Raw genomic sequence first — 26,915 nt, 5'->3', positions numbered from 1 at the left:
CTTCATCTTCCTCCGGCTCTTCGAGATCGAGATCTTCATCGAGCGGTGCATCGTCGAGCTCAAAATCTTCGTCGCCGAGAAGGTCGTCGTCAAATGCAACATCTTCATCCAAATCGAACTCTTCATCTTCCAAGAGCTCGTCTTCATCCAGCTCAAGCTCTTCCTCATCGTATTCGTCCAAATCGTCGTAATCGAGATCTTCTTCGTCAAGCAGCTCATCGTACTCATCGTATTCATCGTCAAGCGCTTTTTTCTTCTTCTTCGGCTTGACAATCGTCACCGTTTCGTCTTCCGTCTGGTCAAACGGATACCATGCGCGCAGCCCCCAGACGTTTTCCCCGACGCAAATAAACCGGCCGTCGATGTTTAAATCGGTATAATATTGGGCAAGCCGCGCCTCCATCTCTTCTTCCGATATGCCGGCCAACGCTGCTGCTTCACGGACGAGTTGATCAAACGGCAGCGCCTCCCGCTTTTCCAGCAAAATCAAATTCGCCAGCTCGACGAACGACATTTCCTGCAATTCCTCTGGCGAGTATTGCTGCTGCAGGCTCAAGTTCAGCACTCCCCTTCTATATAATGAAACAAATGAATGCAAGTGGAATACATACCATTCATTATAAACAAATTGCCGGGGTTTATGCTACATATTTGTTGAAAAAAGCAAAAGAGGGCAACCCTGCAGCGAGGGCGGCCCTCCTCCCGAGCAGATTGGCTGTCAAAACTTCTCTCTAACTTTGATCACGCCGCTCCGCGTTTCCTTACGAAGCCAGTTCGTCTTTATCCCATCAGACCCATTCGCGTTCCGTTCGTGTCGCTTCCGGCGGGCGGGCACGCCAACGACCGTTGTGATCGAGACCGCCCATGGCCAGCGGCAACCAACCAAACGCCCGTGATTACATATTCCGCCGATATTGCCCGCCGACTTCGTACAAGGCGCGGGTGATTTGCCCGAGGCTGGCGACTTTCACCGTTTCCATCAATTCTTCGAAAATGTTGCCGCCGCTGGTCGCCACTTGTTTTAACCGTTCGAGCGCCGGACCGACCTTGTCTTTGTTCCGCTCTTGGAATTCGCGCAAGTTGCGGATTTGCGTTTCTTTTTCTTCATACGTCGCCCGGGCGAGCTGGATGTTGTTCAGTTCCTCCTCTGACGGCGGATTCGGGTTTAAGAACGTGTTGACGCCGATGATCGGCAGTTCGCCGCTATGTTTTTTCGTTTCATAGTAGAGCGATTCGTCTTGAATTTTTCCGCGCTGGTATTGCATTTCCATTGCACCGAGCACGCCGCCGCGGTCATTTAACCGCTCAAACTCTTGCAGCACCGCTTCTTCAACCAAGTCGGTCAGCTCTTCAATGATGAACGATCCTTGGAGTGGGTTTTCGTTTTTGGTCAAGCCAAACTCTTTTGTAATAATGAGCTGGATCGCCATCGCCCGACGGACCGACTCTTCGGTCGGTGTCGTGATCGCTTCATCATAGGCGTTCGTATGCAGCGAGTTGCAGTTGTCATAAATCGCCAACAACGCCTGCAGTGTCGTGCGAATATCGTTAAAATCGATTTCTTGGGCGTGCAACGAACGGCCGGACGTTTGAATATGGTATTTCAGTTTTTGGCTCCGTTCGTTGGCGCCGTATTTTTCGCGCATGACAATCGCCCAAATGCGGCGGGCGACCCGGCCGATGACCGAATATTCCGGATCGAGGCCGTTGCTGAAGAAAAACGACAAGTTCGGCGCGAAATCGTCAATGTGCATGCCGCGGCTCAAGTAATACTCGACGTACGTAAAGCCGTTCGCGAGCGTAAACGCCAATTGCGTGATCGGATTCGCCCCGGCCTCGGCGATATGGTAGCCGGAAATCGACACCGAGTAATAGTTGCGGACGCGGTGCTTAATGAAATATTCCTGAATGTCGCCCATCATTTTTAAGGCGAAGTCGGTCGAGAAAATGCACGTATTTTGCCCTTGATCTTCTTTTAAAATGTCGGCTTGCACCGTGCCGCGCACCGTTTGCAGCGTCCATTCCTTCACTTGCTCGTACTCTTCCGGCGTGAGCGGGCGGCCAAGCTCGGCCTCTTTTTTCTCGACTTGCTGGTCGATCGCCGTATTCATAAACATCGCCAGCAAAATCGGAGCCGGCCCGTTGATCGTCATCGACACCGATGTGAGTGGGTCGCACAAGTCAAATCCTTTGTACAGTTTTTTCATGTCATCCAATGTGCAGACGCTGACGCCGCTCTCCCCAACTTTGCCGAAAATGTCCGGCCGATAGTCCGGGTCTTCGCCGTAGAGCGTCACCGAGTCAAACGCCGTGCTGAGCCGCTTTGCCTTGTCTTCTTTGCACAAGTAGTGGAAGCGGCGGTTCGTGCGCTCCGGCGTCCCTTCGCCGGCAAACTGCCGTTTCGGATCTTCTCCTTGGCGCTTGAACGGGAAGACGCCGGCCGTATACGGGAACGAGCCAGGGACGTTTTCTTTATACACCCAGCGCAAAATCTCCCCGTAATCTTTGAATTTCGGCAAAACGACTTTCGGAATGTCCAAACCGGACAACGTTTTCGTCGTCAGTTCGGTGACGATCTCTTTGTCGCGCACTTTCGTCACAAACTGTTTCGCCGCATATTTCGCTTTCGTTTCTTCCCATGTCGCCAAAATGCGCTTCGATTCCGGCGTCAACTTCGCTTCATAATCGGCTTTGAGCGTCTCGAGCGCGCGGATGACGTCGTCGGCTTCGCCCCGTTCCTTTGCCGCTTCGAGCGCCCCTTCGATTTGGAAGAGGCGGCGCGCGATCTCGACTTGCTGCTCGGCGCGGCGGTGATACGATCGGACCGTTTCCGCGATTTCGCGCAAATAGTAGCGGCGCTCGTTCGGGATGATGACATTATGCTTCTCGACATTGGCGACCGTTTTTAAACTCGTCTTCCAGTTCGTACCCGCTTTTTTGTTGATCGTATCGACGAGCGCGACAAAGAGCGTGTTCGTGCCCGGGTCGTTAAACTGGCTGGCGATCGTGCCGTATACCGGCATTTCCGAGACATCGCGGTCAAACAGCTGATGGCTGCGCTGATATTGCTTTTGCACTTGCCGTTTTGCGTCTTCCGATCCTTTGCGCTCGAATTTGTTAATAACGATCAAATCGGCGTAATCGATCATGTCGATTTTCTCGAGCTGCGTCGGCGCGCCGAACTCGCTTGTCATCACGTACATCGACACGTCGCACACTTCCGTAATGGCCGCATCGCCTTGGCCGATCCCGCTCGTTTCGATGATGACAAGATCAAACCCAGCCGCTTTCACGACAGAAATGGCGTCGCGGATCGCCGGCGACAGCTCCGTGCGGGAATGGCGGGTCGCCAAGCTTCTCATATACACGCGCGGCGAGTTGATCGAGTTCATCCGGATGCGGTCGCCCAACAGCGCCCCGCCCGTTTTTTGCTTCGTCGGATCGACCGACAAAATGGCAATCTTAATATCGGGAATCTCGTTTAAAAAGCGGCGGACGAGCTCATCGGTGAGCGAGCTTTTCCCCGCCCCGCCCGTGCCAGTGATGCCGAGCACCGGGACGCGCTTCTCCATCGCTTTCACTTGTTCGATGGCCGCTTCCGCCGCCGCGGCCGCCTCTTTGTTGTCCGCCTCGGCGCGGTATTCGCACAGCGTAATCAGCCGCGCGATCGCCTGCACATCGCCGGACGCGAGCCGTTCAAGTTCATCAGTCACCGCCGTCACGGTCGGAAAATCGCACTCCTCAAGCATGACGTTGATCATTCCTTGCAAACCGAGACGCCGCCCGTCTTCCGGCGAGAAAATGCGGGCGATGCCATACTCGTGCAGCTCTTTGATCTCACGCGGAATGATGACGCCGCCCCCGCCGCCATAAATGCGGATGTGAGACGCTCCTCGCTCTTGAAGCAGGTCGTACATATATTTAAAAAATTCCATATGTCCGCCTTGATAGGAAGAAACGGCAATGCCTTGCACATCTTCCTGGATGGCGGCGTTGACGATTTCCTCGACCGAGCGGTTATGGCCTAAATGAATGACTTCCGCGCCGCTCGCCTGCAAAATGCGGCGCATAATGTTGATCGAAGCGTCATGGCCGTCAAACAAGCTCGACGCGGTCACAAAGCGGACGTGATGCTTCGGACGGTAAATGTGCGCCATCGTTTCTTCTCCCCCTTTTAGACTCGCTGTTTCTCCATAATCCCCTTTAATAAAAACTCAGTTTGCAGCTCGATATATTCATCGAGTGTATACATTTTCCGAAGCGCCCAGCGGCGGAACGCCCACATTTGCCCAAGGACAACGATATTATGGGCAAACAGGCGGATTTCACTTTCAGAAAGCGACAACGCCCCGCTTTCGACGCACGCGCGCAAAATATGTTCGAAAATCGCCGCCATATCAAGCTCTTTATTCAACACGTACGGCAGCGATTCTTTGCTTAGCGCTTTCACTTCTTGGTACATGACAAGCACTTCGTCATCGAGTTCATCAACGACACGGAAATAGTGGGCGATGGCGCGCCGCAGCCCTTCGATCGTTCCATGATGGGCGCCGAGGTCTTGTTCCGTCCGCTCCCGCACCTCGTCGTAAATGCGGTCGCACACGAGATAAAGAACGTCTTCTTTCTTGCGGATGTACTCGTACAGCGTGCCGATGCTGAAACCGGACGCCTTGGCGATCTCCCTTGTCGTCGTTTGGTGGAAGCCTTTTTGTTTAAACAAGGAAATCGCGCCTTTGATCATTTCATTGCGCCGTTTTTTCACGAGCTTTTCGTCTTTGACCGACGCGATCACTTCCCGCTTTTTCATTTTGATTTCTCTCCCCCATTCATTCCCCGTTTAGCGGCAGGGCCCCCCAACCGCTTTTAACATTCGCGCAACGCATCTCTGGAAGCACTTTGCCGCGATTCACACGGCAGTACAACCCGGAGATGCCGTGCGGCACTTCCCCGAACAGCCACCGCGCCCCGCACGGCAGCACAGATGAAATGACGCGCGATGTTAATCGCGCGTCAACATGCGCGAAATGACGAGGCGCTGGATCTCTTGCGTTCCTTCGTAAATTTGCGTAATTTTCGCGTCGCGCATAAACCGCTCGACCGGATAGTCTTTCGTGTAGCCGTTGCCGCCGAAAATTTGCACCGCCTCGACCGTCACTTTCATCGCTGTGTCGCCAGCGAATAGCTTCGCCATAGCGGATGCTTTTCCGTACGGCAAGCCGTTCGATTCCAGCCATGCCGCTTGATAGGTCAAGAGCCGCGCCGCTTCAATGGCCGTCGCCATGTCGGCGAGCTTGAAGGCGACCCCTTGCTGCTCGATGATCGGTTTGCCGAACTGGACGCGCTGTTTCGCGTAGTCCACCGCGGCATCAAGCGCGCCTTGGGCGATGCCGACCGCTTGGGCGGCGATGCCGTTGCGGCCCCCGTCTAACGTCATCATGGCGATTTTAAACCCTTCTCCTTCTTGGCCGAGCAAGTTTTCTTTCGGAATGCGGCAGTCTTCGAAAATGAGTTCCGTCGTCGGCGACGAACGAATGCCGAGTTTCTTTTCTTTTTTGCCGAACGAAAAGCCCGGCGTCCCTTTTTCCACGATAAAGGCGCTGATCCCTTTATGCCGCTTTTCCGGATCGGTAACGGCAAAGACGACGTAAATTTCTGCTTCACCGCCGTTCGTGATCCATACTTTCGAGCCGTTTAAAACATAATGATCCCCATCTTTTATGGCGCGCGTTTTCATCGACGCGACATCCGACCCTGCGCCCGGTTCGGACAGCGCGTACGCCCCGAGCTTTTCCCCGGTCGCTAGGGCGCGCAAATACTTTTGCTTTTGTTCTTCGTTGCCGAACTTGTAAATCGGCCAGCTGGCGAGCGATATATGCGCGGAGAGCGTCACCCCGGTCGAGGCGCAGACGCGCGACAGCTCCTCGACAGCGATGACATATGCCAAATAGTCGCTGCCAATGCCGCCGTATTCTTCCGGCCACGGAATGCCTGTCAAGCCAAGTTCGGCCATTTTATTGAAAATGCCGCGGTCAAACCGCTCCTCTTCGTCACGTTCGGCGGCAGTCGGCGCTACTTCGTTTTCGGCAAATTCGCGCACCATTTTTCGCAGCATTTCATGTTCTTCGCTCAATTGAAAGTTCATCGTTTCATTCCCCCGTTTCCTATATATCCGAAATCCTCGTCCCCCGTGTCAGCGTGGTCACTGTTTCTCTATAAATGCAGCTGGATATCGTTGCTCAAAAAGCAGGGCATTGATTTTTCGATTGTCGGAAGCAAGCCCTAGCTTGCCTCCATCACGCCTTGGCGTGATGGAGGACCGAGAAGCCCACCGCTTTCTAGACCCTTGCAAGGGTCTGAAAGCGGTGTTGTTCGGTCGCCCGACAGTTGATGAAATGTCGGCCGGCTTCGCCATTCCATTGCATAGATCACAAATGTTTGCTGATGACGATTCGCTGAATTTCGCTCGTTCCTTCGTAAATTTGCGTAATTTTCGCATCGCGGAACAGCCGCTCGACCGGGTAATCTTTCGTATAGCCATTGCCGCCGAAAATTTGCACGGCCTCAATGGCGTTGTCCATCGCTGTTTGTGAGGCAAAGAGCTTTGCCATCGACGCCTCTTTGCCGCACGGCAATCCTTGCGTGCGCAGCCAAGCAGCGCGGTAGACGAGCCATTTCGCCGCTTCCGCTGCCGTCGCCATGTCGGCAAGCTTGAAAGCGACACCTTGCTGCTCGATGATCGGTTTGCCGAACTGCACCCGCTCTTTCGCGTAGACGACTGCATGTTCGACCGCCGCCTCTGCGATGCCGAGCGCTTGGGCGGCGATGCCGATTCGGCCGACGTCGAGGTTCGCCATCGCGATTTTAAACCCTTCTCCTTCTTGCCCGAGCAAGTTTTCCGCCGGCACTTCGGCGTCTTCAAACGTGATTGTCACCGTCCGCGACCCGTGCAGCCCCATTTTCTTTTCATCTTTGCCGATCGACATCCCTGGCGTCCCCTTTTCAACGATGAACGCAGAAATGCCGCGGCTCCCGGTTTCTTCCGGATTCGTGCGGGCGAAGACGATGTACGTATCCGCCTCCCCGCCGTTGGTAATGAATATTTTTGAGCCGTTTAGCACGTAACGATCGCCGCAGCGCACCGCTTTCGTCTTCAAGCTTTTCGCGTCCGAGCCGGCGCTCGGTTCAGTGAGGCAAAACGCTCCCAAATACTCGCCTCGAGCGAGCTTTGTCACGTATTTTTGTTTCTGCTCTTCGGTGCCGAAGTACAAAATCGGGTTCGTGCCGACCGACGTGTGCACCGATAAGATGACGCCGACGGTCGGGCTCACTTTGGAAATTTCATGAATGGCGATGATGTACGAGATAAAGTCCATGCCCGCGCCGCCGTACGATTCCGGCACGGTGATGCCCATCAGGCCGAGTTCGGCCATTTTTGCCAAAATCGGGCGCGGGAATTCGCCTTGTTCCATGCGCTCGACAAATGGGGCGATTTCGGCCGCAGCGAACTCGCGCACCATTTGCCGCATCATCTCTTGTTCTTCTGTAAACCGAAATTCCATGGGAATCCCCCTTTGTCTTGTTGCTCATCCATGCTGCAAGAGCGGCAGTTGCTCGTGCTATAAAACGCGGGTACAACGCAGCGATTTGAGACGCCCATTCCAACAACAGCAAGTTATTCGTACGTATAGAACCCCCGCCCCGTTTTGCGGCCGAGCCAGCCGGCTTTCACATATTTGCGCAAGAGCGGGCACGGGCGGTATTTATCATCGCCGAATCCTTCATGAAGGGTTTCCATAATGTACAAGCACGTATCGAGCCCGATGAAATCAGCCAGTGTGAGCGGCCCCATCGGATGATTCATGCCGAGCTTCATCACTTCATCGATCGCTTCTTTGGTCGCCACCCCTTCGTACAAAGCGTAAATCGCTTCGTTGATCATCGGCATGAGGACGCGGTTTGAAATAAAGCCGGGAAAATCGTTCACTTCAACCGGCACTTTGCCGAGCTTGCGGGCGACCGATTCGATCGTTTCATACACGTCATCAGCCGTCGCCAACCCGCGGATCACTTCGACGAGCTTCATCACTGGCACCGGGTTCATAAAGTGCATGCCGATCACTTTCTCCGGCCGTTTCGTCGCAGCGGCAATTTCTGTAATCGGCAGCGACGATGTGTTCGACGCCAAAATCGTCTCCGGGCGGGCGATCGCATCGAGCTCAGCGAACAGCTTCGTCTTCACATCCATGTTTTCGACGACCGCTTCAATGACGAGATCCGCTCCGGCGGCGTCATGCAAGTCGGTGGAGCGGGCAAGCCGCGCGAGCGCCGCGTCTTTGTCCGCGGCTGTCATTTTCCCTTTTTCCACTTGGCGGGCGAACCCTTTTTCGATGTTCGCGATTCCTTTGTCCAGCTGCGCTTCGCTAATGTCGTACAAAAACACTTGATATCCGGCGACGGCGCACACTTGGGCGATCCCTGACCCCATCTGTCCGGCGCCGACGACCATGATCGTTTTCACATCCATCCTCTGATCCTCCTATGACCAAATGCGTATTTCCTAATTTCAAGCACATGCCGGACCCTGCTGTCGGCGCAGCCAAGCAAGACGGCGGGCGGTGACAGAAGCCGCCGCGCCCCGCGGCAACCAGGGACAAGGTGGAACGCTCCGCCCCACGCCGCGGCAACCGCCGAGAGGACAAGACGGCGGCATGCAGCTCCTTGGCGGCGACAGCCGGGGCATGACGACTTTTTGCCTTGTTACACCTGCACCATAACGGCGTCCCCTTGGCCGCCGCCGCTGCAGATGGCGGCGATGCCGAGGCCGCCCCCGCGGCGTTTCAGCTCATAAATGAGCGTGAGGATGATGCGGGCGCCGCTCGCGCCGATTGGATGGCCAAGGGCGACAGCGCCGCCGTTGACGTTCACTTTTTCCGGGTCAAGGCCGGCGATTTGGATGGCAGCCAATGCGACAGCGGCAAACGCTTCATTCACTTCGAACAAGGCAATGTCATCGACCGTTTTTCCCGTTTTGCGGAGCAGCTCGTTAATGACAAGCCCCGGCGTTTTCGGAAAATCTTTCGCCTCAACGGCGATGGCGGTGTGGGCGACAACGGTCGCAAGCGGCTCGAGCCCCTCGCGGGCGGCGCGCTCTTCGCTCATCAACACGAGCGTGGCGGCGCCGTCGTTGACGCCCGGGGCGTTGCCGGCGGTGATCGTTCCTTCCGGGTCAAACACCGGCGGCAGTTTCGCCAACGCTTCCAGCGACGTATCTTTGCGCGGCGCTTCGTCGCGTTCGACGACGAGAGGCTCTCCTTTGCGCTGCGGAACCGTCACAGGAACGATTTCTTCCGCGAGCCGGCCGGCTTCGATAGCGGCGATGGCCCGCTCATGGCTGCGGTACGCCCATTCGTCTTGCGCCTCTCTTGTGATGCCAAGCTCTTTCGCTGTATTCCCGCCGTAGACGCCCATATGGACGCCGGTAAAGCTGCAGGTGAGGCCGTCATACACCATCAAATCTTTCACCGTGCTGTCGCCCATCCGCAGCCCCCAGCGCGCTTTCGGCAACACGTACGGTGCGTTGCTCATCGATTCCATTCCACCGGCAACGACAACATCGGCCTCTCCCAACCGAATCAATTGGTCGGCCAGCGTCACGGCGCGCATGCCGGACGCGCACACTTTATTGATCGTCTCGGTGCGGACGTGCCACGGAATGCCGGCATGGCGCATCGCCTGCCGCGACGGGAGCTGCCCTTGGCCGCCTTGCAGGACGGTGCCGAAAATGACGTAATCGACTTGCTCCGCGCTGACATTGGCGCGAACGAGCGCTTCTTTCGCGGCAATGCCGCCGAGCTCTGGCGCTGACAGCGCTTGCAAAGAACCGCCGAATTTTCCGAACGGGGTGCGCGCCCCGCTGACAATCACCGTTTTCCTCATACATTCCTCTCCCCTTTTGATTGGATTAAGAAAGCGATTACAAAATACAGACTGAACGCTCGCTCGATCTTGTTGCGAAAGAGAAGGTGTACAACGGTACACCTCCTCTTCTACTTTATATTCACTATTTTAAAAAATACAAATTGTCTGTGCAACTATTTTTATGACGCTGCTTCTTCTTTTTCTTCGCCAAATACGGATTTTTCCAAAATCTCGGCGACATCGTACGTAAAGACGCGGTCTTCCACTTCCTTTGCCTTCGTGCCGTCTGACAACATCGTTAAACAATACGGACAGCCGGAGCTGATCACCGTCGGATTGACGGCCAGCGCCTGCTCGGTGCGAGCGACGTTGATCCGGTTGCCGGTCGTCTCTTCCATCCACATGAGACCGCCGCCGGCGCCGCAGCACATGGCGCGCTCGCGGTTGCGCTCCATTTCGACAAGCTCGACGCCCGGGATGGCGCGCAAAATTTTCCGCGGTGCGTCATAGACGTCATTGTAGCGCCCTAAGTAGCACGAGTCATGGAACGTCACGCGCTCGTTGACCGGATGTTTCGGCACGAGCCGCCCTTCTTCGATGAGCTTGGCAAGCAGTTCGGTATGATGATATACTTCCGCCTCAAACCCAAAGTCCGGGTATTCATTTTTGAACGTGTTGTACGCATGCGGGTCGATCGTGACGATTTTCTTGACGCCCGCTTTTTCAAACTCGGCGATGTTGTTTGTCGCCAGCTCTTGAAATAAAAACTCATTTCCTAACCGGCGCGGCGTATCGCCTGAGTTTTTCTCTTTGTTTCCTAAAATCGCAAACTTGACGCCCGCTTCGTTCAGCAGCCGAGCAAACGCAAGGGCGATTTTTTGGCTTCGGCTGTCGTACGAGCCCATGGAGCCGACCCAGAACAAGTACTCGATTTCCTCTCCAGCTTTCGTTGCCTCTTTTACCGTTGGAACATGAACATCGTCGCGCAGCTCACGCCAGTTTTCCCGCTCTTTTCGGTTTAATCCCCACGGGTTGCCTTGGCGTTCGATGTTCGTCATCGCCCGCTGCGCGTCCGGGTTCATCCGCCCTTCCGTCAGGACAAGATAGCGGCGCAAGTCAATGATTTTGTCGACGTGTTCATTCATGACCGGGCATTGGTCCTCACAGTTGCGGCATGTCGTACAGGCCCAAATTTCTTCTTCGGTGATGACGTCGCCGATTAAGCTCGGCATTTCGATCGTTGCCGCCTGCTCCGACGCTGCGGCGAACGCGAGCTGATTGCCCCTCGTATTTTTAAAGGCAAACGCCGGCACCCACGGCGTGCGCGACGTGACGACCGCCCCTTTTTCCGTCAAATGGTCGCGCAATTTTAAAATCAAATCCATCGGCGACAACATTTTCCCCGTGCCGGTCGCCGGACACATGCTTGTGCAACGGCCGCACTCGACACAGGCATACAAGTCGATCAATTGCTTTTGGGTAAAATCTTCAATTTTGCCGACGCCAAACGATTCCTGGTTTTCGTCTTCAAAGTTGATCGGCGCAAGCTTCGGCCGCGTCAGTCGGCTGAAAAAGACGTTGATCGGCGCGGCGATCAAATGGGCGTGCTTCGATTGCGGCACGTATACGAGGAACGTGAGCAAAATCAACAAATGCACCCACCAGGCGATAAAGAAAAGCACTGCGGCCCCGGTTTCGCCGACCCAGGAAAATGCACCGGCGATGAGCGAAGCGACCGGCTCGCTCCATGTCGCCTCTTCGCCGTGCCAAATGATGCTCATCCCGTTGCCAAACAACACCGACAGCATGAGCCCGGCGATGAAGATGAGGACAAGCCCGGCTTTCAAATCGCGCTTTAAGCGGACGAGCTTTTCAATATAACGGCGGTAAAAGGCGGCGAGCACCGCGATCAAAATAAGCAAGGTGACGATTTCTTGGAAAAACGTAAATCCCGCATACAGCGGCCCAAGCGGCAAATGCGCCCCCGGCGCAAGCCCTTTGATGATGAAATCAATCGCACCGAATTGGACGAGAATAAAGCCGTAGAAAAAGACGACGTGGATCAAACCGCTTTTTTTGTCTTTGAGCAGCTTCTTCTGACCAAAAACGTTGACCCAGATTTTTCGCAGCCGCTCCTTTACATTGTGGTCAAACTCGACCTTTCTGCCGAGTTTGATGTACATCGCCCGCGTTTTGACGACATACGCAAACAAATAAACGGCGTAAGCGGTTACAAACAAAAACGCGAGCCAGTTCACCATCAACAAGGTGTTCATCTTCTCTCCCCTTCCCCCGCTTTTCAAGCAAATGTGTTGCCATAACAAAACAAATTTTCAGAATTCGCTTTACGTCTATTGTACAAATGAATGAGCGTTCAGTCAATAGTCTTTTTTCATTCCCGCAACGAAAACTTTTCCGTCGCAGCGGAGCGAACATAGAGGGGAGAAGCGGTTGTTCCGCCCCAGATCGCCTGCGTCCTCGACGCATCATCCGTTCCCACCGCTCGAGCGGGAACATGTTCCCGCAGGACTGGAACTGATGCCAAGCGACTCTGATCATCGTTCACACCGTCTTTGGCTTCAACCGCCTAGAAAGCCGTTGAAAAACGATCATTGCCCTGTCAATGGACATTTTCCAAGCGAAAAGAAGAAAACAACATTCATCAAGGCTGCTCAATTTGAAAAATCCCGTCCTTGCGCCGCATTTCCCGTTCGATCAACAGCCTTCTAGACATCGACCGCCATTCGCTTTGCTATTTTTGCGCCTTCTCGGGCACATTAATACATATCGAATCGACACAGGAGGAGAAGATATGGTCGTCATTTCTGTCATTGCCATCGTATTCTTGCTTATTTATCTTGATGACAAGCTTGGGCAGCTCATCTTCCGCAACGGGCGCAAAAAAGTCGTCTACCCGGAGCGGAGAAGCGATATTTCCCTCTATATCAACGGCAGGCATTTATTTTCCGATTACTTTGCCGAGCTGCGACGCGCCCGCGACCATATTCACGTCTTGTTTTACATCATCAAAAACGACGAAACGAGCGCGTTGTTTTTCCAAATTTTGAGAGAAAAAGCGGCGGCAGGCGTGAAAGTGCGGGTGTTGACCGATTGGGTCGGCAGCTTCGGGCTGCCGAAAGCGCTCATCCGGTCGCTCGAGGAAAGCGGGGTGGAGTTCGCCTATGCCCGAAAGCCGCGCTTTCCGTTTTTCATTTACCGCCTCAACCGCCGCAACCATCGGAAAATTACGGTCATCGACGGGCGGATCGGCTACGTCGGCGGCTTTAACATCGGCCGCGAATACAACGGGAAAGACGCTGACTTCGGCGAATGGCGGGATTATCACTTAAAGGTGAACGGCGAAGGAGTGCACGACTTGCAAGAGCAGTTTTTGCACGACTGGGAAGAAGCAACGGGCCGGACGGTGCCTGACAAACGCCGCTACTTCCCGCCGCTTCCAGCCGGCGCCGTTCGCCATCAGTTCGTCGCCACCGACGGGGCCGCCCTGGAAGAACAGTTTATCGACATTATCCGTCAAGCGAAAAAAGAAATTATGATCGGCAGCCCATATTTCATCCCGAGCCGGCCGCTGTTTAACGAGCTGATGCAGGCGCTTCGGCGCGGGGTGCGCGTGACCGTCCTTGTACCGCTGAAGGCGGACCATTTATTTGTCAAAGAGGCCGCCTACCCGTACTTTTATCGGTTGTTGAAAGCGGGGGCGCGCATTTACCGCTTTTACCAAGGATTTTACCATGCGAAAACACTCGTCATCGATGAAGAGTGGTGCGATGTCGGCACGGCGAATTTCGACCGGCGCAGCTTGTTTTTGAACAGCGAGATCAACTGCTACGTGTTTGACCGCGCGTTTACCCGCCTCGTCAAACGGATGATCGAACGCGATTTGCTGCGCGCCGAGCCGCTGACGATCGAGTTTTGGCAAAAGCGCTCGCTCCTTGAGCGCGGCAAACAATCGATTTCCCAGCTCATCTCCGCCTGGCTTTGACCGGTTTTACGGGGCATTTCCGAAAAAAAACGGGTCAACCAAAAAAACCCCGGCGGGCGCTGCTGGCCGCCTGATGCCGCCAAAACTGCGCCGGCCGGGATTCTGCTCCCTGTTTCTCGATGGTCTTAGTCATGAAGCGTTCGCTTATTTCCAAAACGCCGTGAACCAGTGAAACAACCGCATGCCCAAATACACCCCGACGATGCCGGCGATGCCGGCCAACGCCGGAGGGGCGGGAATCGGCAACCGGAACAGCGTAAACAAAAAGCCAACGATCACGCCTGTCACAAGCGACAGCACGATTTCTTTCATCAGATTCGTCCTCCACCGTTGTTTTTTCTTTAGAATGCCCAAAAAAGAGGGGGCGCTCTCCCCCTCCTTCGTTTACATTTGTTCCGGCGCCGAGACGCCGATCAACGTCAACGCGTTTTTCAGTGTAATTTGCACCGCCTTGACGAGCGCGAGGCGGGCTTTCGTTTTCTCGATGTTGTCAAGATCAAGCACTTTTTCCGCATTGTAAAAGCTGTGAAGCGCAGAAGCCAAATCAAATGCATAGGCGGTGACGCGGTGCGGCATCCGCTTCAGCGCCGCCTCGGCGACGACCTCTGGAAAATCGCCGAGCACTTTCAACAGCTCGACCTCTTTTTCCGTTTCAACAAGATGGTGAAGCGCCAACTCGCCCTCGTAGGAAATGCGCTGCTCCTCCGCTTGGCGGAGAATGCTCGAGACGCGGGCATGCGCGTATTGGACGTAGTAAACCGGATTTTCGTTGGATTGCGACACGGCTAAGTCCATATCAAAATCGAGATGCGTATCGCCGGAGCGCATGGCGAAGAAATAACGGACCGCATCGACGCCGACTTCTTCCATCAACTCGCGCATCGTCACCGCTTTGCCGGTGCGCTTGCTCATTTTGACGCGCTCACCGTTTTGGTATAAGTTCACCATTTGGATGACTTCCACTTCAAGCGCCTCCGGATCGTAGCCGAGTGCGGCGATCGCCGCCTTCATGCGCGGAATGTAGCCGTGGTGGTCCGCCCCCCAAATGTTGATAAGCTTTTTGAACCCGCGCCGCAGCTTGTCTTGATGGTAGGCGATGTCCGGAAGCAAGTACGTATACGTTCCGTCCTGCTTAATTAAGACGCGGTCTTTGTCATCGCCAAACGCCGTCGAACGGAACCATGTCGCCCCGTCCTGCTCGTAAATGTAGCCGCGCTCGCGCAGGGTGGAGAGCGCCTCGTCGATTTTGCCGCTCTCATAGAGCGATGTTTCCGAATACCAGACGTCAAACGGGACGCGGAAGTCAGCCAAATCTTTCTTGATTTTTTCGAGCTCATAGCGGAGCCCGTATTCGCGGAAAAAGGCCAACCGCTCTTCTTCATCCACATGCACAAACCGGTCGCCGTATTCTTCGGCAAGCTGCTTGCCGATTTCGACAATGTCATCGCCGTAATAGCCGTCTTCCGGCAGCGGCATATCGGTGCCGAGCGCCTGAAAATAACGAGCTTCGACCGATTTCGCCAAGTTGTAAATTTGCTTGCCGGCGTCGTTGATGTAATATTCACGCGTCACGTCAAACCCGGCTTTCGCCAAAATGTTGCAAAGCGAATCGCCGACCGCCGCGCCGCGGGCATGGCCTAAATGCAGGTCTCCGGTCGGATTGGCCGAGACGAACTCAACTTGCACTTTTTCCCCATTGCCGACATTCGATTCGCCATACGCTTGTCCCGCCTGCAAAATCGCCGGCACGACCGCCGTCAAATAGCGGTTGTCCATGTAAAAGTTAATAAATCCCGGCCCGGCGATCTCGATGCGGGCGACCGATATGCGTTCGCGGTCAAGTTGCCCGACGATGGCTTCGGCGATCGCCCGCGGCGGTTTTTTCGCGATGCGGGCGAGCTGCATGGCGATATTCGTCGAGTAGTCGCCATGCGTTTTGTCGCGCGGCACCTCAAGCAACACTTCCGGCAGTTCCTCAGCGGCAGCCAGCCCCGCTTTCACCGCCGCGTCGCGGATTTCTGCTCTCATCTTTTCCTTGATTTGTCCGACAATGTTCACCGCTTATACCCCCTTAAATGTCAACGTCAACGTATGGCGCCCGCTTCGCTCGTCGCCTAGCATCAGTTCATACGAGAGAAAGAGCCGCCCTTTTTTCCGCTGCTCATCATATTGAAACTCCATGGCGCTCGTTTTTGCCGCCAGCGCCCATCGCCCGAACGCCGTCCCGTAATGGCCCGGTGTTTCCTGGCGGCGGCGGAACGTTTGCCTCATCTCGACCGCCCCGGAGCGAATGACGGCGACTTCCTCGGGCGCGATTTTCACCGTCGTTTTCACCCGTCCGAGTTCGTTTTCTTCTTCAAACTGCAAATAACCTGCTTTTCCTTTTATGTAGTACATGCCGTCCGCTTCGAGCACGACCGTCTCTTGACGCGCACCGTCGCGTATGACGGTCACTTGGCGGAGGCGCACCGGGATGCCGTTTGTCTCTTTCATCTTGATCAGCACACCTTTGCGAGCAAAACAGTCATAATTTATAGTATAAAGAACTGTTCCGCCCCATTCAAGGGGGGACAAAACAGACGGCGGATTTCTGCCCCGGTTGGCATGCAAAAGGTTCCAAAGCCGAAAAGGCTGGTGATTTAACAGGAAATGTGGCTTAACAACGGTGTTTCTCAAATTGAGAAACCTCATAAATGGTGCTCTTCTTTTCACTCGAGAACCATAGATTTAGGAAAATGGTTTTTTTCACCAGTCCTCGAAGCCAAAGAAAAAAGCGCCCTCGCGAAACCGCGATTTAGGCGCTTTTCCCTATTTTCATTTGGCCACCCAGCCGAGCAGCATTTCCCTCACAAGCTTGCTTGCCGTGTTCGCCGTTTGCTCGGAGTGGTCGTAAACCGGCGCGACTTCAACCAGATCGGCGCCGACGACGCGCACGTCGGAGCGGGCGATCTCATGAATGGCCGCCAACAGCTCTTTTGATGTAATGCCGCCGGCGTCGACCGTTCCGGTGCCTGGGGCATGGGCCGGATCAAGCACATCGATGTCGATCGTCACATACACCGGACGGCCAGCGAGCTTCGGCAGCACCGAGCGAAGCGGTTCAAGCACCTCAAACTTGGCGATGTACATGCCGTTTTCTTTCGCCCATTCAAACTCTTCCTTCATGCCGGAGCGGATGCCGAACGAAAAGACGTTCGTCGGACCGATCAGGTCAGCGACTTTGCGGATCGGCGTCGCGTGCGACAGCGGTTCCCCTTCGTAATGTTCGCGCAAGTCCGTGTGCGCATCCATATGAATGACGGCCAAATTCGGGTAGTATTCATACACCGCTTTAATAACCGGCCAGGAGACGAGATGCTCTCCGCCAAGGCCGAGCGGAAATTTGCCGGCGTCAAGCACCTTTTTCACGAACTGTTCAATCAGCTCCAAACTGCGGGCGGCGTTGCCAAACGGCAGCGGAATGTCGCCGGCGTCAAAGTAGCGAATGTCTTTGAGTTCGCGATCCAAATATGGGCTGTATTCCTCAAGCCCGATCGACACTTCGCGGATGCGGGCCGGACCGAACCGCGAACCGGGCCGGTAGCTGACCGTCCAGTCCATCGGCATGCCGTAAATGACCGCTTCGCTTTCTTCAAAGTTTGAGTGGCTGCCGATAAACACGTTGCCCGAATACGCTTCATCAAATCGCATCGCCTGCGCCCCCTTATTTCGTTAAATCCGCGACAAATTTCGGCAAGACAAAACACGCCTTATGCAACTCTTTCGTGTAATACTTCGTATCAATGTCATGGAATCGGTCATCGCTGACCGCCAGCGGGTCGTATTTTTTCGAGCCGAGCGTAAACGTCCAGAGCCCGCTCGGATATGTCGGAATGTTCGCCGTATACAAACGGGTGATCGGGAAAATTTCCTTTACGTCGCGATAAACGTTGCGGATCAAATCGGCTTTAAACCACGGGTTGTCCGTTTGGGCGACGAAAATGCCGTCTTCCTTCAACGCGTTGGCGATGCCGGCGTAAAATCCTTTCGTGAACAAGTTGACCGCCGGGCCGACCGGTTCGGTTGAGTCGACCATAATGACGTCATACTCGTTTTTACTTTTCGCGATATGCATAAACCCGTCATCGACTTTCACTTCAACGCGCGGATCGTCAAGTTTGCCGGCGATGTCCGGCAAGTAGGTCTTCGAACACTCGATCACTTTGCCGTCGATTTCCACAAGCGTCGCTTTTTTGACGCTTGGGTGCTTCAGCACTTCGCGGATGACGCCGCCGTCACCGCCGCCGACGACAAGCACGTTTTCTGGATTTGGGTGGGTGAACAATGGCACGTGGGCGACCATTTCATGATAGACGAACTCGTCTTTTTGCGTCGTCATCACCATGCCATCCAAAATGAGCATGTTGCCGAACTCCGCTGTTTCGACCATATCGAGCTTTTGGAACGGCGTTTGTTCTGTATGTAAAGTGCGGATGATGCGTGCGGTGATGCCAAAATGCTCCGTTTGCTTCTCGGTAAACCAAAGTTCCATCGGTAACATCCTTTCTCCGAACATTGCTTACTATACAAGTTTTCCTTGCCGCCAAAAAACTAAACATGAAAAAGTATAGTGCAATCTAGCAAAAATGCAAGAGGAACGAGTTTAAAATAAAAAAAATTTTTTCATACTGATAAGAAAAGCTGAAAACCTTGCTTGGCGAAGTGATGAAAGCAGAACGACGCATTCCGCCCGCCTATCGAAAACAATGCCGAATGGAATGAGGATGCCGTCGCTACGGCGCTGTCCATGTTTTGAAACAACGCCAAAACCATTGAGGTGATGCGCAATGGATCCGATCCCGGGCAGCCGTTTTCGCGGCACGTGGAAATATGTGCGCGCCGCCGTCTTTATCGGCTTTTTTCTCGCCATCTTTGCCTTCGCCGCTCTCGGGAGCTTTGTGTTGTTCGCGAAAATCGAAGGCGCCCCGCCGGTCGCCGTGCCGCAGACGACGATTTTTTATGCCGATGACGGCAGCAAAATCGGGGAAAGCGATCACGGACAGAAGCGGTATTGGGTCCGGCTCAAAGACATGTCCCCGCACGTCATCGAAGCGACGATCGCCGTTGAAGACCGAAAGTTTTACGAACACCACGGATTTGATTTGAAGCGGATCGCCGCCGCAATCATTGCCAATATACAGGCGATGGCGAAAGTTGAAGGGGCGAGCACAATCACCCAGCAATACGCACGCAACTTGTTTTTGACGCATGAAAAAACGTGGTCGCGAAAAATCCAGGAAGCACTGTACACGATCCGCCTTGAGGCCAACTACAGCAAAGATCAAATTTTGGAAGGCTATTTAAACACGATTTACTACGGCCATGGCGCCTACGGCATTGAGGCAGCGGCCCGCTACTATTTCGGCAAGCACGCGAGCGAGTTGACGCTCAGCGAGGCAGCCATGTTAGCCGGCATTCCGAAAGGACCGTATTACTACTCCCCGTTTGTCAATGAACAGCGGGCGAAAGTGCGGCAAAAAATCGTTCTCACCTCCATGGTGGAAGCCGGCTACATCAGCCGCAAAGAAGCGGAGCAGGCGTACCTCGACAAGCTCGTCTACGTCCGGCACCGCCAACAAGAACAGCCGATCGCCCCATATTTTCAAGATGTGGTCAAACAGCAGCTGCGCACAAAGCTTGGCCTTGATGAGCGGACGATCGAGCTTGGGGGACTGCGCGTCTATACGACGCTCGACCGGCGTCTGCAGCGGATCGCTGAAGAACAAATCGATCGCATTATCGACCCGCACTCCGCCATTCAAGCAGCGCTTGTCGCGATGGATCCGCGCACCGGAGAAGTAAAGGCGCTCGTCGGCGGACGCAACTATGAAGAGAGCCCGTTCAACCGGGCCGTGCAGGCGGAACGCCAGCCAGGGTCGACATTTAAGCCGTTTTTGTATTACGCGGCGATCGAGCAAGGATTCACCCCATCGACCCAACTGCGCAGCGAGCTGACGACATTTACGTTTAACGGCGGCCGATCGTCGTACACGCCGCATAATTACAATGACTACTATGCCAATGGCCCGATCACGCTCGCTCAGGCGCTCGCTGTATCCGACAACGTCTTTGCGGTAAAAACGCTCCAGTTCATCGGCGCCGACAAGCTTGTCGAAACGGCGAAAGCGCTCGGCATCACAAGCAAGCTGAGGGCCGTGCCGTCGTTGGCGCTCGGCACCTCGCCGGTGAAAGTGATCGACATGGTGGCCGCGTACAGCACGCTGGCCAACTACGGCAAACAAACCGAACCGGTGTTTATTAAAAAAGTCGTGGATGCAAACGGAAACGTGCTGTATGAACATAAGCCGGAGAGCCGGCAAGTGCTTGACCGCGACGCGGCGTTTGTCACGACTCATTTAATGACCGGGATGTTCGACCCAAAGTTAAACGGCTATACCACCGTCACCGGGCAGTCGATCGCCGATGAGATCACGCGTCCGTACGCCGGCAAGTCGGGAACGACGAAAACGGACAGTTGGATGATCGGGTTCGCCCCGCAGCTGGTCGCCGGCGTCTGGACCGGCTACGACCGCGGGGAAACGATGGACCGCCCGGCAGAAAGACAATACGCAAAGCAAATATGGGTGCACTTTATGGAACAAAGCCTCTCCGGTGAGCCGAAACAATCGTTCAAGCCGACCAAAGGCGTCATCGGCGTCTACATCGACCCGCAAAACGGCAAGCTGGCCACCGACGCTTGTCCGGTGAAACGAAAAACATACTATCTCATCGGTACAGAACCGACCGACTATTGCACCGACCATTTGGAAAAGAAAAAAAAGAAAAAAGAAGACGGCAAAAGCTGGTTCGAAAAATGGTTCCCATGGTTTTAAGCAAAGAAAATCCCCTGCGTTCAGACGCAGGGGATTTTCTTGTCCTAGTTTTCCTGTGTTATACATATAGGTTTAGTTTATCCCTTTTTCCAGGCAAGAACAAGCCCTTGAACAAATATGTTCACAAAACCGTCACAATTCGCCTTCGAGCCCTTTTTTCAGTTCGTCGCTCGAACGGTTCCACATCCCGATGTCATGTCCTTTCAAAAAGTCGGCGAGCACCCGCTTCGACTTGGCATCCATATGGTCGACGATGATGTGCCGTTTCAACGATTTATCCAACCGATTGACGTGTTCGGGCAATAACTTATAGCCGCGGCGCGCCTCACGGTCGACCGTCATTTCACACGCCGTCACCCCGGCGTAATACGGGCCGTCTTCACGGCGCTCGATCGTCACCCAGACGATCCAATACGGCTTGCCGTTTGGCACGGCGGAACGGTCCGGCAAAAACTTGATGCCGCGCTCAACGGCGCTGCGGGCATGCATCGCCCCCATATCAACGAACGCTTCACCCGCTTCGACGTCAATGATGACCGGCGACACGTTTTCTAAGCTCAACGCCCCGGCGCCAAAGCCGCGGTGCCCGTCGGTCGGGTCGTCTTTAATGATGTTAAAGCCGATGTTCTTTTTCTTTTTTTGCTCCATCCACTTGTTCCCTCCTTCCTACGTAAACAAGTTGGCGGCCAACGACTGCAAATTTTCCAATACAAACGGCAGCGCCACTTGAAACACCGGCTCAATCGTATATCGGTCAAGCGGCGTGAGCACAAGGATGAGAAAGATGAGCGCCCCGTAGCTTTCCCATTGCGTCATTTTCGCCCGCAGCCCGTCCGGCGCCAAGTCTTCAATAATACGATACCCGTCAAGCGGCGGAAACGGCAATAAATTAAACAAAAACAAAACAGCGTTCAAGCTGATAAAAATTTGGAAAAACAGATCAAACCCGGCGGCGAACCAATCCGGCAGCGCCCGCATCACACCGAAGTCGATCATCGCATACCAAACGACAAACCCAAGCGCGGCAAGCACGAGATTGCTCAGCGGTCCGGCGACCGACACGAGAATGCCGGCAAGGCGCGGATTTTTGAAGTAGAAGCGATTGACCGGCACCGGGCGCGCCCAACCAAACCCCGCGAGAAAAATGAGCAGCGTACCAAGCAAATCCAAATGGGCAAACGGCGACAGCGTCAGCCGCCCTTCATTTTTCGCCGTCGGATCCCCAAACTTGTAGGCGACGTACGCATGAGCGAACTCGTGCACGGAAAACGCCAGCGCCAGCGTCAAGAGCACGTACGGAATTTCACTGAATGAATATGGCAAAATTTGATCCACTTCATAAACTCCTTTTCCCTATATTCACTATCTTTAGTATACATGATTTGCAGAAAAAAGTGGACTGAACTTCCTCCCCCCGTGGTATAATAAGCGCGACAGCACTCGACAATCGAATGGGGGAATGACCGTGCCGTATGTGACGATCAAAATGCTCGCCGGCCGCACGGATGAGCAAAAGAAAGCGCTTGTGGAGAAAGTGACCGACGCCGTCGTCGAGACGACCGGGGCGAAGCGGGAGAGCGTTGTCATATTCATTGAAGAAATGACAAAAGACCATTATGCGATCGCCGGAAAACGGCTGAGCGATGCCGAGTAAGGCGAAGGGCGGGAGCGCTATGAGGCGCTCCCATTGCTTTTTGGAACGAAAACGAATATTATTATATTTGGTTTTCAATATTGTTCGTTTTTTAGGAGGTTGCCCATGATTCGCTTTCTACGAAAATCGGTTGACCGGAAAACAGAATTTCTCGCCGGCTTGACGACGTTTGCTTGCGGTGTTGTTCTTTTTGCAGCTGGCGTTTTTGGTGCATTAACGACAAGAAGGTGTCCCGTTGTCTTCGGGACACCTTTTCTTTTCAGGATCAACCGGTCGTATTTTGGGCAACGAGGATTGCATGTTGAGGCAACTCCTTCTGCCGGCTGGCACATTAACAAAGCCCGCCTACACGCGGGCTTTATTGTTGCATTGACTGCGCAGCGTGTCAATGTACGCGTACGCTTCCTCGATTTCTTCTTCCGTATAGCGCTGTTTGCTTTTTAACACCGCAATTTTCGCTTTCACTTCGTCTCTCGGCAAATGTTCGAAATACAGCACGGTGGACACAAGCTCCAAAAAGCGGGCGTTTTGTTCATTCAACGCCTGCATGCATTCAGCAAGCCCCGGCATGTCCCAGTCGTAATGGCGCAAAAACTGCTCCCCCGCCTCGGTGAGCGTATAACGGTATTGCACATAACCGCTTTTTTTCTCTTTCACTTCATGTAAAAAGCCGAGCGCGCACAGCTCCTCGATGCGGCACGTCAGCTCCTCGGAGTACGGTCCGTAAAAGTGGAAATCGAACTTCTCGTAAAACGGAAAGTCGAGCTTTTTCGCGATGTAAATCATTTTTTGCAGCTTTTTGCGGCCGGCAATTTCCCCCGCGGCGGCCAGCGCCTTCATCACTTTCGCATGCTCCGTCAGCACTCTCCGTCATCTCCTAACCCTTTAAAATTTCCATAATCTTTTTCTTTACTGTCCGCTTCGTCGACAAGTCTTCGAGGAAATCAGCGGGGAAATATAGCTTATGGTCGGTGCGCCGCTTGCCGGAAATGGCGTCGACAAGCACCGATTCGCGCGACAGCTCGCGCAGCTCCCCGTTTGGCATTAACAAATAAATCGGCAGGCGCTCGCCTTCCTCGCCCGGCCGGTAAAAGTCATACGGCAAATCGGACGATGAATCGACGACCAAGTAATAGTCCGGATCGATCCACGCCTTTTTAAACAGCTCCCGCAGCTCAATCAACCTTGTCATTTGCTCGTTCGTCGGATGGAATTCCGTATATTTGAACAGGCGGCGGCGGACAAACCGCTGGCACAGGTCGCTTAAAATCGGGTCCCGTTCGTATTGCCATTGTTGAAAGTAGAACAAGATGATCGCTTCATCAAGCGCCAAGTAATCGCCGAGCGGCACGTTTCCTGCAAAAAACGATAAAAAGTGAACCGGCTCCGTTTGAAAACGATACCCTTCTTCATACAGCTTTTTCGCCCGGTGCAAAATTTTCGTCAAAATGACTTCCGCGCTGCGCGTCACGGGATGAAAGTACACTTGCCAGTACATTTGGTAGCGGCTCATGATGTAATCTTCGACCGCATGCATGCCGCTTCGTTTGATGACGACTTGGTCTTCGCGCGGACGCATGACGCGCAAAATGCGCTCCATGTCAAAGTAACCGTAGCTGACGCCGGTGTAGTAGGCATCGCGCAGCAAATAATCCATCCGGTCGGCGTCGATTTGGCTCGAAATGAGGCTCACAACGAGCTTGTTTGGATACGTCTTGGCGATCACTTCCGCCACTTTTTGCGGAAAATCGTCGCCCACTTTGCGCAAAGCGGCGTTCACTTCTGTATCGCCTAAAATGATCGCCTGTGTAAAATCTTCGTGGTCGAGGCGAAACACTTTTTCAAATGAATGGGAAAACGGGCCGTGCCCTAAATCGTGCAACAGCGCCGCGCATAGGCAAAGAAGGCGCTCGCTATGGTCCCAATGGTCGCGGCCGACAAACACGTCGTCAATAATGCGGCGAATGATTTCATAAACGCCGAGCGAATGGTTGAATCGGCTGTGCTCGGCGCCGTGGAACGTCAAATACGTCGTGCCGAGCTGCTTGATGCGGCGGAGGCGCTGAAACTCTTTTGTGCCGATCAAATCCCAAATCACTTTGTCGCGAACATGTATGTATCGATGCACCGGATCTTTAAACACTTTTTCTTCGTCAAGCTGCCCGCCGGAATACATCGCATCCTCCTCTTCCGTCTCCAACATACATCTATTATACGCCGTTTCTTGCGGCAAAGAAATAGTTGACTTTTTTCTCCGTCTTTCTCCATTATTGACGGAAAAAAACAAAAATCACCTTCTTTCGGCAAAGAAGGTGATCGCTTATCGCTTTTTCAACCTTTCGGCAATTTTATCAATCAGTTCGTCTTCCGTCAGCGCCGCCACAGGGCGGTTGTTGACGAAGGCGAACGTTTTTTTTCGCCCAGGGCCGCAATACGACTGGCAACCGATTTTGATGACCGCGTCCGGATCAAGCTTTTTGAGGCGCGGAATCAGTGTCTTTAAATTCGGCGCCTTGCAGTCGTCGCAAACGCGAAACTCATTCGCCATCACTCGTCATCCCTTTCTGTGGCGTTTGCTTTGTGTATTCTACCGCTTTCGCGGGAAAATTGCAAGTTGGCATGCTTTCACTCTGGGAATTTGCGAATCCCGTAAACTTGCAACGTATAATGTTTTGTTTTTTTGCCCATCCTTTTACTAGCATGGGAAAAAGGAGTGGAGACCGATGAAGCAACGACAAGACGCTTGGACAGAAGAAGATGATTTATTGTTGGCGGAAACGGTATTGCGCCATGTGCGTGAAGGAAGCACCCAGCTGAACGCGTTTGAAGAAGTCGGCGACAAGTTGAATCGAACATCGGCCGCCTGCGGCTTCCGCTGGAACGCCGTCGTCCGCCATCGCTACGAAGAGGCGCTCCAGCTGGCGAAAAAGCAGCGTAAAGAACGGCTGCGGCTGCTGGCCAAACAAGGCGGCGCGAAAAAGCGGCGCCTGTATGAACCGCCGATGCCGTCGCTTGAGGAGCTCGGCGAAGTGATGCAGCTGCCGGCCGTCGTCCCATCCTCTCCGCCGCAACAAGTGACGCTCGACCAAGTAATCGCGTTTTTAAAAACGTTCCAATCGCATGAACGGAAGCGGGAGGCGCTCGTCAAGGAAAACGAACGGCTGCGCCGCGAAATTGAAGAATTAAAGCAAAAAAATAAAGAACTTGAAGAAAAGGTTGCGAAATTAGAAGAAAATTCGTCGACTGTCCAAGAAGATTTTGAAACGCTCGTGAAAATCATCAACCGGGCGCGCAAAATGGTGTTAAAAGAGGAAGAAGAGCGGGGTCTGAAATTCCGGATGGACCCGAACGGAAACTTAGAGAAAATCGCCGAGTAACGAAAAAGGATGCCGGGTGAGAGCCGAGGCATCCTTTCTTGTTCGCGGAAAACGTCCATCATTCCCGCAGCGCATCTTTTCCGCCAGCGGTTGGCGGCAGCGAAGCGCCTCATCGAAGCCAAAAAGGCCTTACTGTTTGGCGCCTCCCGCTCGCTCTTCGGGAGACACGTTGGCATTTCGTTCGACGATGCGCGCCCAATATTGTTCATACCAATTCCATTCGCCGCCCTCGAGGGCAGACGAATACAGCTCGCCGCCAAACGACTGCAGCGTGCGCCAAAGGGCGACAAGCAGCTCATCGACCGACAGCTCGCGGCCGAGGAGCTCGGACAGCGACGCCATCACTGCCGGAACGACGTCCGGGTAGGCGAATTTCGTTTTGGTTCCTTGCCGGCCAATCTCATAAAAGCGGCGAATAAGCTCAGCCCGCGCGGCTCCACTCCCGTTGACGCAAAGGTAGATTTGCACTGCAACGCCGCCGCGCACGCGCCGTTGGGAAATGCCAGCAAATTTTTTGCCGCTGATGCTCAAGTCATAGCTTCCCGGACAATATGAGCCAATGACTTCCCCCGCCTCAACGCGTGCGCCGTACGAGGCAAGCATGGCGGCAATGAGCGCGTACATCGCTTCATACCCTTGCTCGATGGCGATCGTGTTTTTCATTTCCGGAAAAATGAGCGAGATATTCAACACCCCGCTGTCAAGGACGACCGCCAGTCCGCCGGAATTGCGGACGACGATGCGATACCCTTCCTGGCGCAAAAACGAAACGGCCTCATCAATGTACGGAAGCTTTGTATCCGCGGCGCCTAAGACAACGGTAGCCTCATGCACCCACGTGCGGACGACGGCATCCGACCGTCCGGCGCCGACCGCGGTGCATAATGTATCATCCATCGCAAACGATTGTTTCGCATCAAACAGCGGCCCGAAATGCGACTGGTCGATTACCCGCCATTTCGGCTGATGCAGCAATTCATGGCTCATCGCTAGTAACTCCTTGCATTGATCATCCCAACTCTATTTCATTATAGCACAATGAGCCTAAGCCGTTGGCGAAGGGCGCAAAAAGAACGAGGGGGCGCATGCCT

At 54.1% G+C, this 26,915-nt stretch carries 23 protein-coding genes; 4 read left to right on the top strand and 19 right to left on the bottom strand.

What is annotated here, in order from left to right; all coding sequences use genetic code 11:
• The 8 genes from rpoE to GJ1_RS11065 form a co-directional block, all read right to left on the bottom strand.
• On the bottom strand, positions 1 to 556 hold a 556-nt coding region (rpoE, locus tag GJ1_RS11100), incomplete at its 3' end, for a DNA-directed RNA polymerase subunit delta (RefSeq protein WP_066232340.1).
• Between the two features lie 340 nt (positions 557 to 896).
• Positions 897 to 4,157 carry a fused isobutyryl-CoA mutase/GTPase IcmF gene (gene icmF, locus GJ1_RS11095; protein WP_066232337.1) on the bottom strand — a complete coding sequence of 1,087 codons (3,261 nt, stop codon included), beginning with the start codon at positions 4,155 to 4,157 and terminating at the stop codon, positions 897 to 899.
• Between the two features lie 17 nt (positions 4,158 to 4,174).
• Positions 4,175 to 4,807 carry a TetR/AcrR family transcriptional regulator gene (locus GJ1_RS11090; RefSeq protein ID WP_066232332.1) on the bottom strand — a complete coding sequence of 211 codons (633 nt, stop codon included), beginning with the start codon at positions 4,805 to 4,807 and terminating at the stop codon, positions 4,175 to 4,177.
• Between the two features lie 192 nt (positions 4,808 to 4,999).
• Positions 5,000 to 6,142, bottom strand: a complete 1,143-nt coding sequence (locus GJ1_RS11085) for an acyl-CoA dehydrogenase (RefSeq protein WP_066232329.1) — start codon at positions 6,140 to 6,142, stop codon at positions 5,000 to 5,002.
• A gap of 283 nt (positions 6,143 to 6,425) precedes the next feature.
• Positions 6,426 to 7,559 carry an acyl-CoA dehydrogenase gene (locus tag GJ1_RS11080; RefSeq protein WP_066232325.1) on the bottom strand — a complete coding sequence of 378 codons (1,134 nt, stop codon included), beginning with the start codon at positions 7,557 to 7,559 and terminating at the stop codon, positions 6,426 to 6,428.
• 113 nt (positions 7,560 to 7,672) lie between these two features.
• A complete protein-coding gene (locus tag GJ1_RS11075) occupies positions 7,673 to 8,524 on the bottom strand; it encodes a 3-hydroxybutyryl-CoA dehydrogenase (RefSeq protein ID WP_066232324.1) in 852 nt (283 codons plus the stop codon).
• A gap of 233 nt (positions 8,525 to 8,757) precedes the next feature.
• On the bottom strand, positions 8,758 to 9,936 hold the full coding sequence (locus GJ1_RS11070; RefSeq protein WP_066232322.1) for an acetyl-CoA C-acetyltransferase: 1,179 nt from the start codon (positions 9,934 to 9,936) through the stop codon (positions 8,758 to 8,760).
• 161 nt (positions 9,937 to 10,097) lie between these two features.
• Positions 10,098 to 12,194 (bottom strand): 4Fe-4S dicluster domain-containing protein, encoded by a 2,097-nt coding sequence (locus GJ1_RS11065; protein ID WP_066232318.1) that lies wholly within the window; start codon positions 12,192 to 12,194, stop codon positions 10,098 to 10,100.
• Positions 12,195 to 12,730: 536 nt separating this feature from the next.
• Here GJ1_RS11065 and cls point away from each other — a divergent pair.
• On the top strand, positions 12,731 to 13,921 hold the full coding sequence (cls, locus tag GJ1_RS11060) for a cardiolipin synthase (RefSeq protein WP_066232315.1): 1,191 nt from the start codon (positions 12,731 to 12,733) through the stop codon (positions 13,919 to 13,921).
• A 144-nt stretch (positions 13,922 to 14,065) separates the two neighbouring features.
• Here the strand turns inward: cls and GJ1_RS11055 are convergent, their stop codons facing one another.
• The 5 genes from GJ1_RS11055 to speE all read right to left on the bottom strand — a co-directional run bounded on the left by GJ1_RS11055 (position 14,066) and on the right by speE (position 18,452).
• A complete protein-coding gene (locus GJ1_RS11055) occupies positions 14,066 to 14,233 on the bottom strand; it encodes a XapX domain-containing protein (RefSeq protein ID WP_066232312.1) in 168 nt (55 codons plus the stop codon).
• 72 nt (positions 14,234 to 14,305) lie between these two features.
• Positions 14,306 to 15,979, bottom strand: coding sequence for an arginine--tRNA ligase (argS, locus tag GJ1_RS11050; protein ID WP_066232309.1), 1,674 nt, complete (start codon positions 15,977 to 15,979; stop codon positions 14,306 to 14,308).
• A 3-nt stretch (positions 15,980 to 15,982) separates the two neighbouring features.
• Positions 15,983 to 16,414 carry a YwiB family protein gene (locus GJ1_RS11045; protein WP_066232306.1) on the bottom strand — a complete coding sequence of 144 codons (432 nt, stop codon included), beginning with the start codon at positions 16,412 to 16,414 and terminating at the stop codon, positions 15,983 to 15,985.
• Positions 16,415 to 16,735: 321 nt separating this feature from the next.
• On the bottom strand, positions 16,736 to 17,611 hold the full coding sequence (speB, locus tag GJ1_RS11040) for an agmatinase (RefSeq protein WP_066232304.1): 876 nt from the start codon (positions 17,609 to 17,611) through the stop codon (positions 16,736 to 16,738).
• 13 nt (positions 17,612 to 17,624) lie between these two features.
• Complete coding sequence (gene speE / locus GJ1_RS11035) at positions 17,625 to 18,452, bottom strand: polyamine aminopropyltransferase (RefSeq protein ID WP_066232302.1); 828 nt, start codon at positions 18,450 to 18,452, stop codon at positions 17,625 to 17,627.
• A gap of 295 nt (positions 18,453 to 18,747) precedes the next feature.
• Here speE and GJ1_RS11030 point away from each other — a divergent pair, with 295 nt between their 5' ends.
• Positions 18,748 to 20,793 (top strand): transglycosylase domain-containing protein, encoded by a 2,046-nt coding sequence (locus GJ1_RS11030; protein ID WP_066232298.1) that lies wholly within the window; start codon positions 18,748 to 18,750, stop codon positions 20,791 to 20,793.
• A gap of 132 nt (positions 20,794 to 20,925) precedes the next feature.
• Here GJ1_RS11030 and GJ1_RS11025 read toward each other — a convergent pair whose 3' ends face one another.
• The gene (locus GJ1_RS11025) at positions 20,926 to 21,441 is read right to left on the bottom strand and encodes a YwhD family protein (RefSeq protein ID WP_066232295.1); all 516 of its coding nucleotides are present in this window, start codon (positions 21,439 to 21,441) and stop codon (positions 20,926 to 20,928) included.
• An 18-nt stretch (positions 21,442 to 21,459) separates the two neighbouring features.
• Positions 21,460 to 22,128, bottom strand: coding sequence for a site-2 protease family protein (locus tag GJ1_RS11020; RefSeq protein WP_066232292.1), 669 nt, complete (start codon positions 22,126 to 22,128; stop codon positions 21,460 to 21,462).
• Positions 22,129 to 22,258: 130 nt separating this feature from the next.
• On the opposite strand from GJ1_RS11020, the gene thmT reads away from it, so the two are divergent.
• Complete coding sequence (thmT, locus tag GJ1_RS11015) at positions 22,259 to 22,447, top strand: 2-hydroxymuconate tautomerase (protein ID WP_066232289.1); 189 nt, start codon at positions 22,259 to 22,261, stop codon at positions 22,445 to 22,447.
• 345 nt (positions 22,448 to 22,792) lie between these two features.
• Here thmT and GJ1_RS11010 read toward each other — a convergent pair whose 3' ends face one another.
• The 3 genes from GJ1_RS11010 to GJ1_RS11000 form a co-directional block, all read right to left on the bottom strand.
• A complete protein-coding gene (locus GJ1_RS11010; RefSeq protein WP_066232285.1) occupies positions 22,793 to 23,311 on the bottom strand; it encodes a YwgA family protein in 519 nt (172 codons plus the stop codon).
• 13 nt (positions 23,312 to 23,324) lie between these two features.
• Complete coding sequence (locus tag GJ1_RS11005) at positions 23,325 to 24,623, bottom strand: HD domain-containing protein (protein WP_066232282.1); 1,299 nt, start codon at positions 24,621 to 24,623, stop codon at positions 23,325 to 23,327.
• Between the two features lie 144 nt (positions 24,624 to 24,767).
• Positions 24,768 to 24,995, bottom strand: a complete 228-nt coding sequence (locus GJ1_RS11000; protein ID WP_011232879.1) for a YuzB family protein — start codon at positions 24,993 to 24,995, stop codon at positions 24,768 to 24,770.
• A 175-nt stretch (positions 24,996 to 25,170) separates the two neighbouring features.
• Here GJ1_RS11000 and GJ1_RS10995 point away from each other — a divergent pair, with 175 nt between their 5' ends.
• Positions 25,171 to 25,824 (top strand): RsfA family transcriptional regulator, encoded by a 654-nt coding sequence (locus tag GJ1_RS10995; RefSeq protein WP_066232279.1) that lies wholly within the window; start codon positions 25,171 to 25,173, stop codon positions 25,822 to 25,824.
• Positions 25,825 to 25,953: 129 nt separating this feature from the next.
• Here the strand turns inward: GJ1_RS10995 and lipL are convergent, their stop codons facing one another.
• Positions 25,954 to 26,811, bottom strand: coding sequence for an octanoyl-[GcvH]:protein N-octanoyltransferase (lipL, locus tag GJ1_RS10990; RefSeq protein WP_066232276.1), 858 nt, complete (start codon positions 26,809 to 26,811; stop codon positions 25,954 to 25,956).
• Positions 26,812 to 26,915 lie beyond the last annotated feature (104 nt).

Origin of the sequence: Geobacillus jurassicus NBRC 107829 (assembly GCF_001544315.1) — a bacterium.
GTDB classification, from domain to species: domain Bacteria; phylum Bacillota; class Bacilli; order Bacillales; family Anoxybacillaceae; genus Geobacillus; species Geobacillus jurassicus.
Note: the sequence above shows the minus strand (reverse complement) of the source record. Positions and strands in the feature narration are given on the sequence as shown.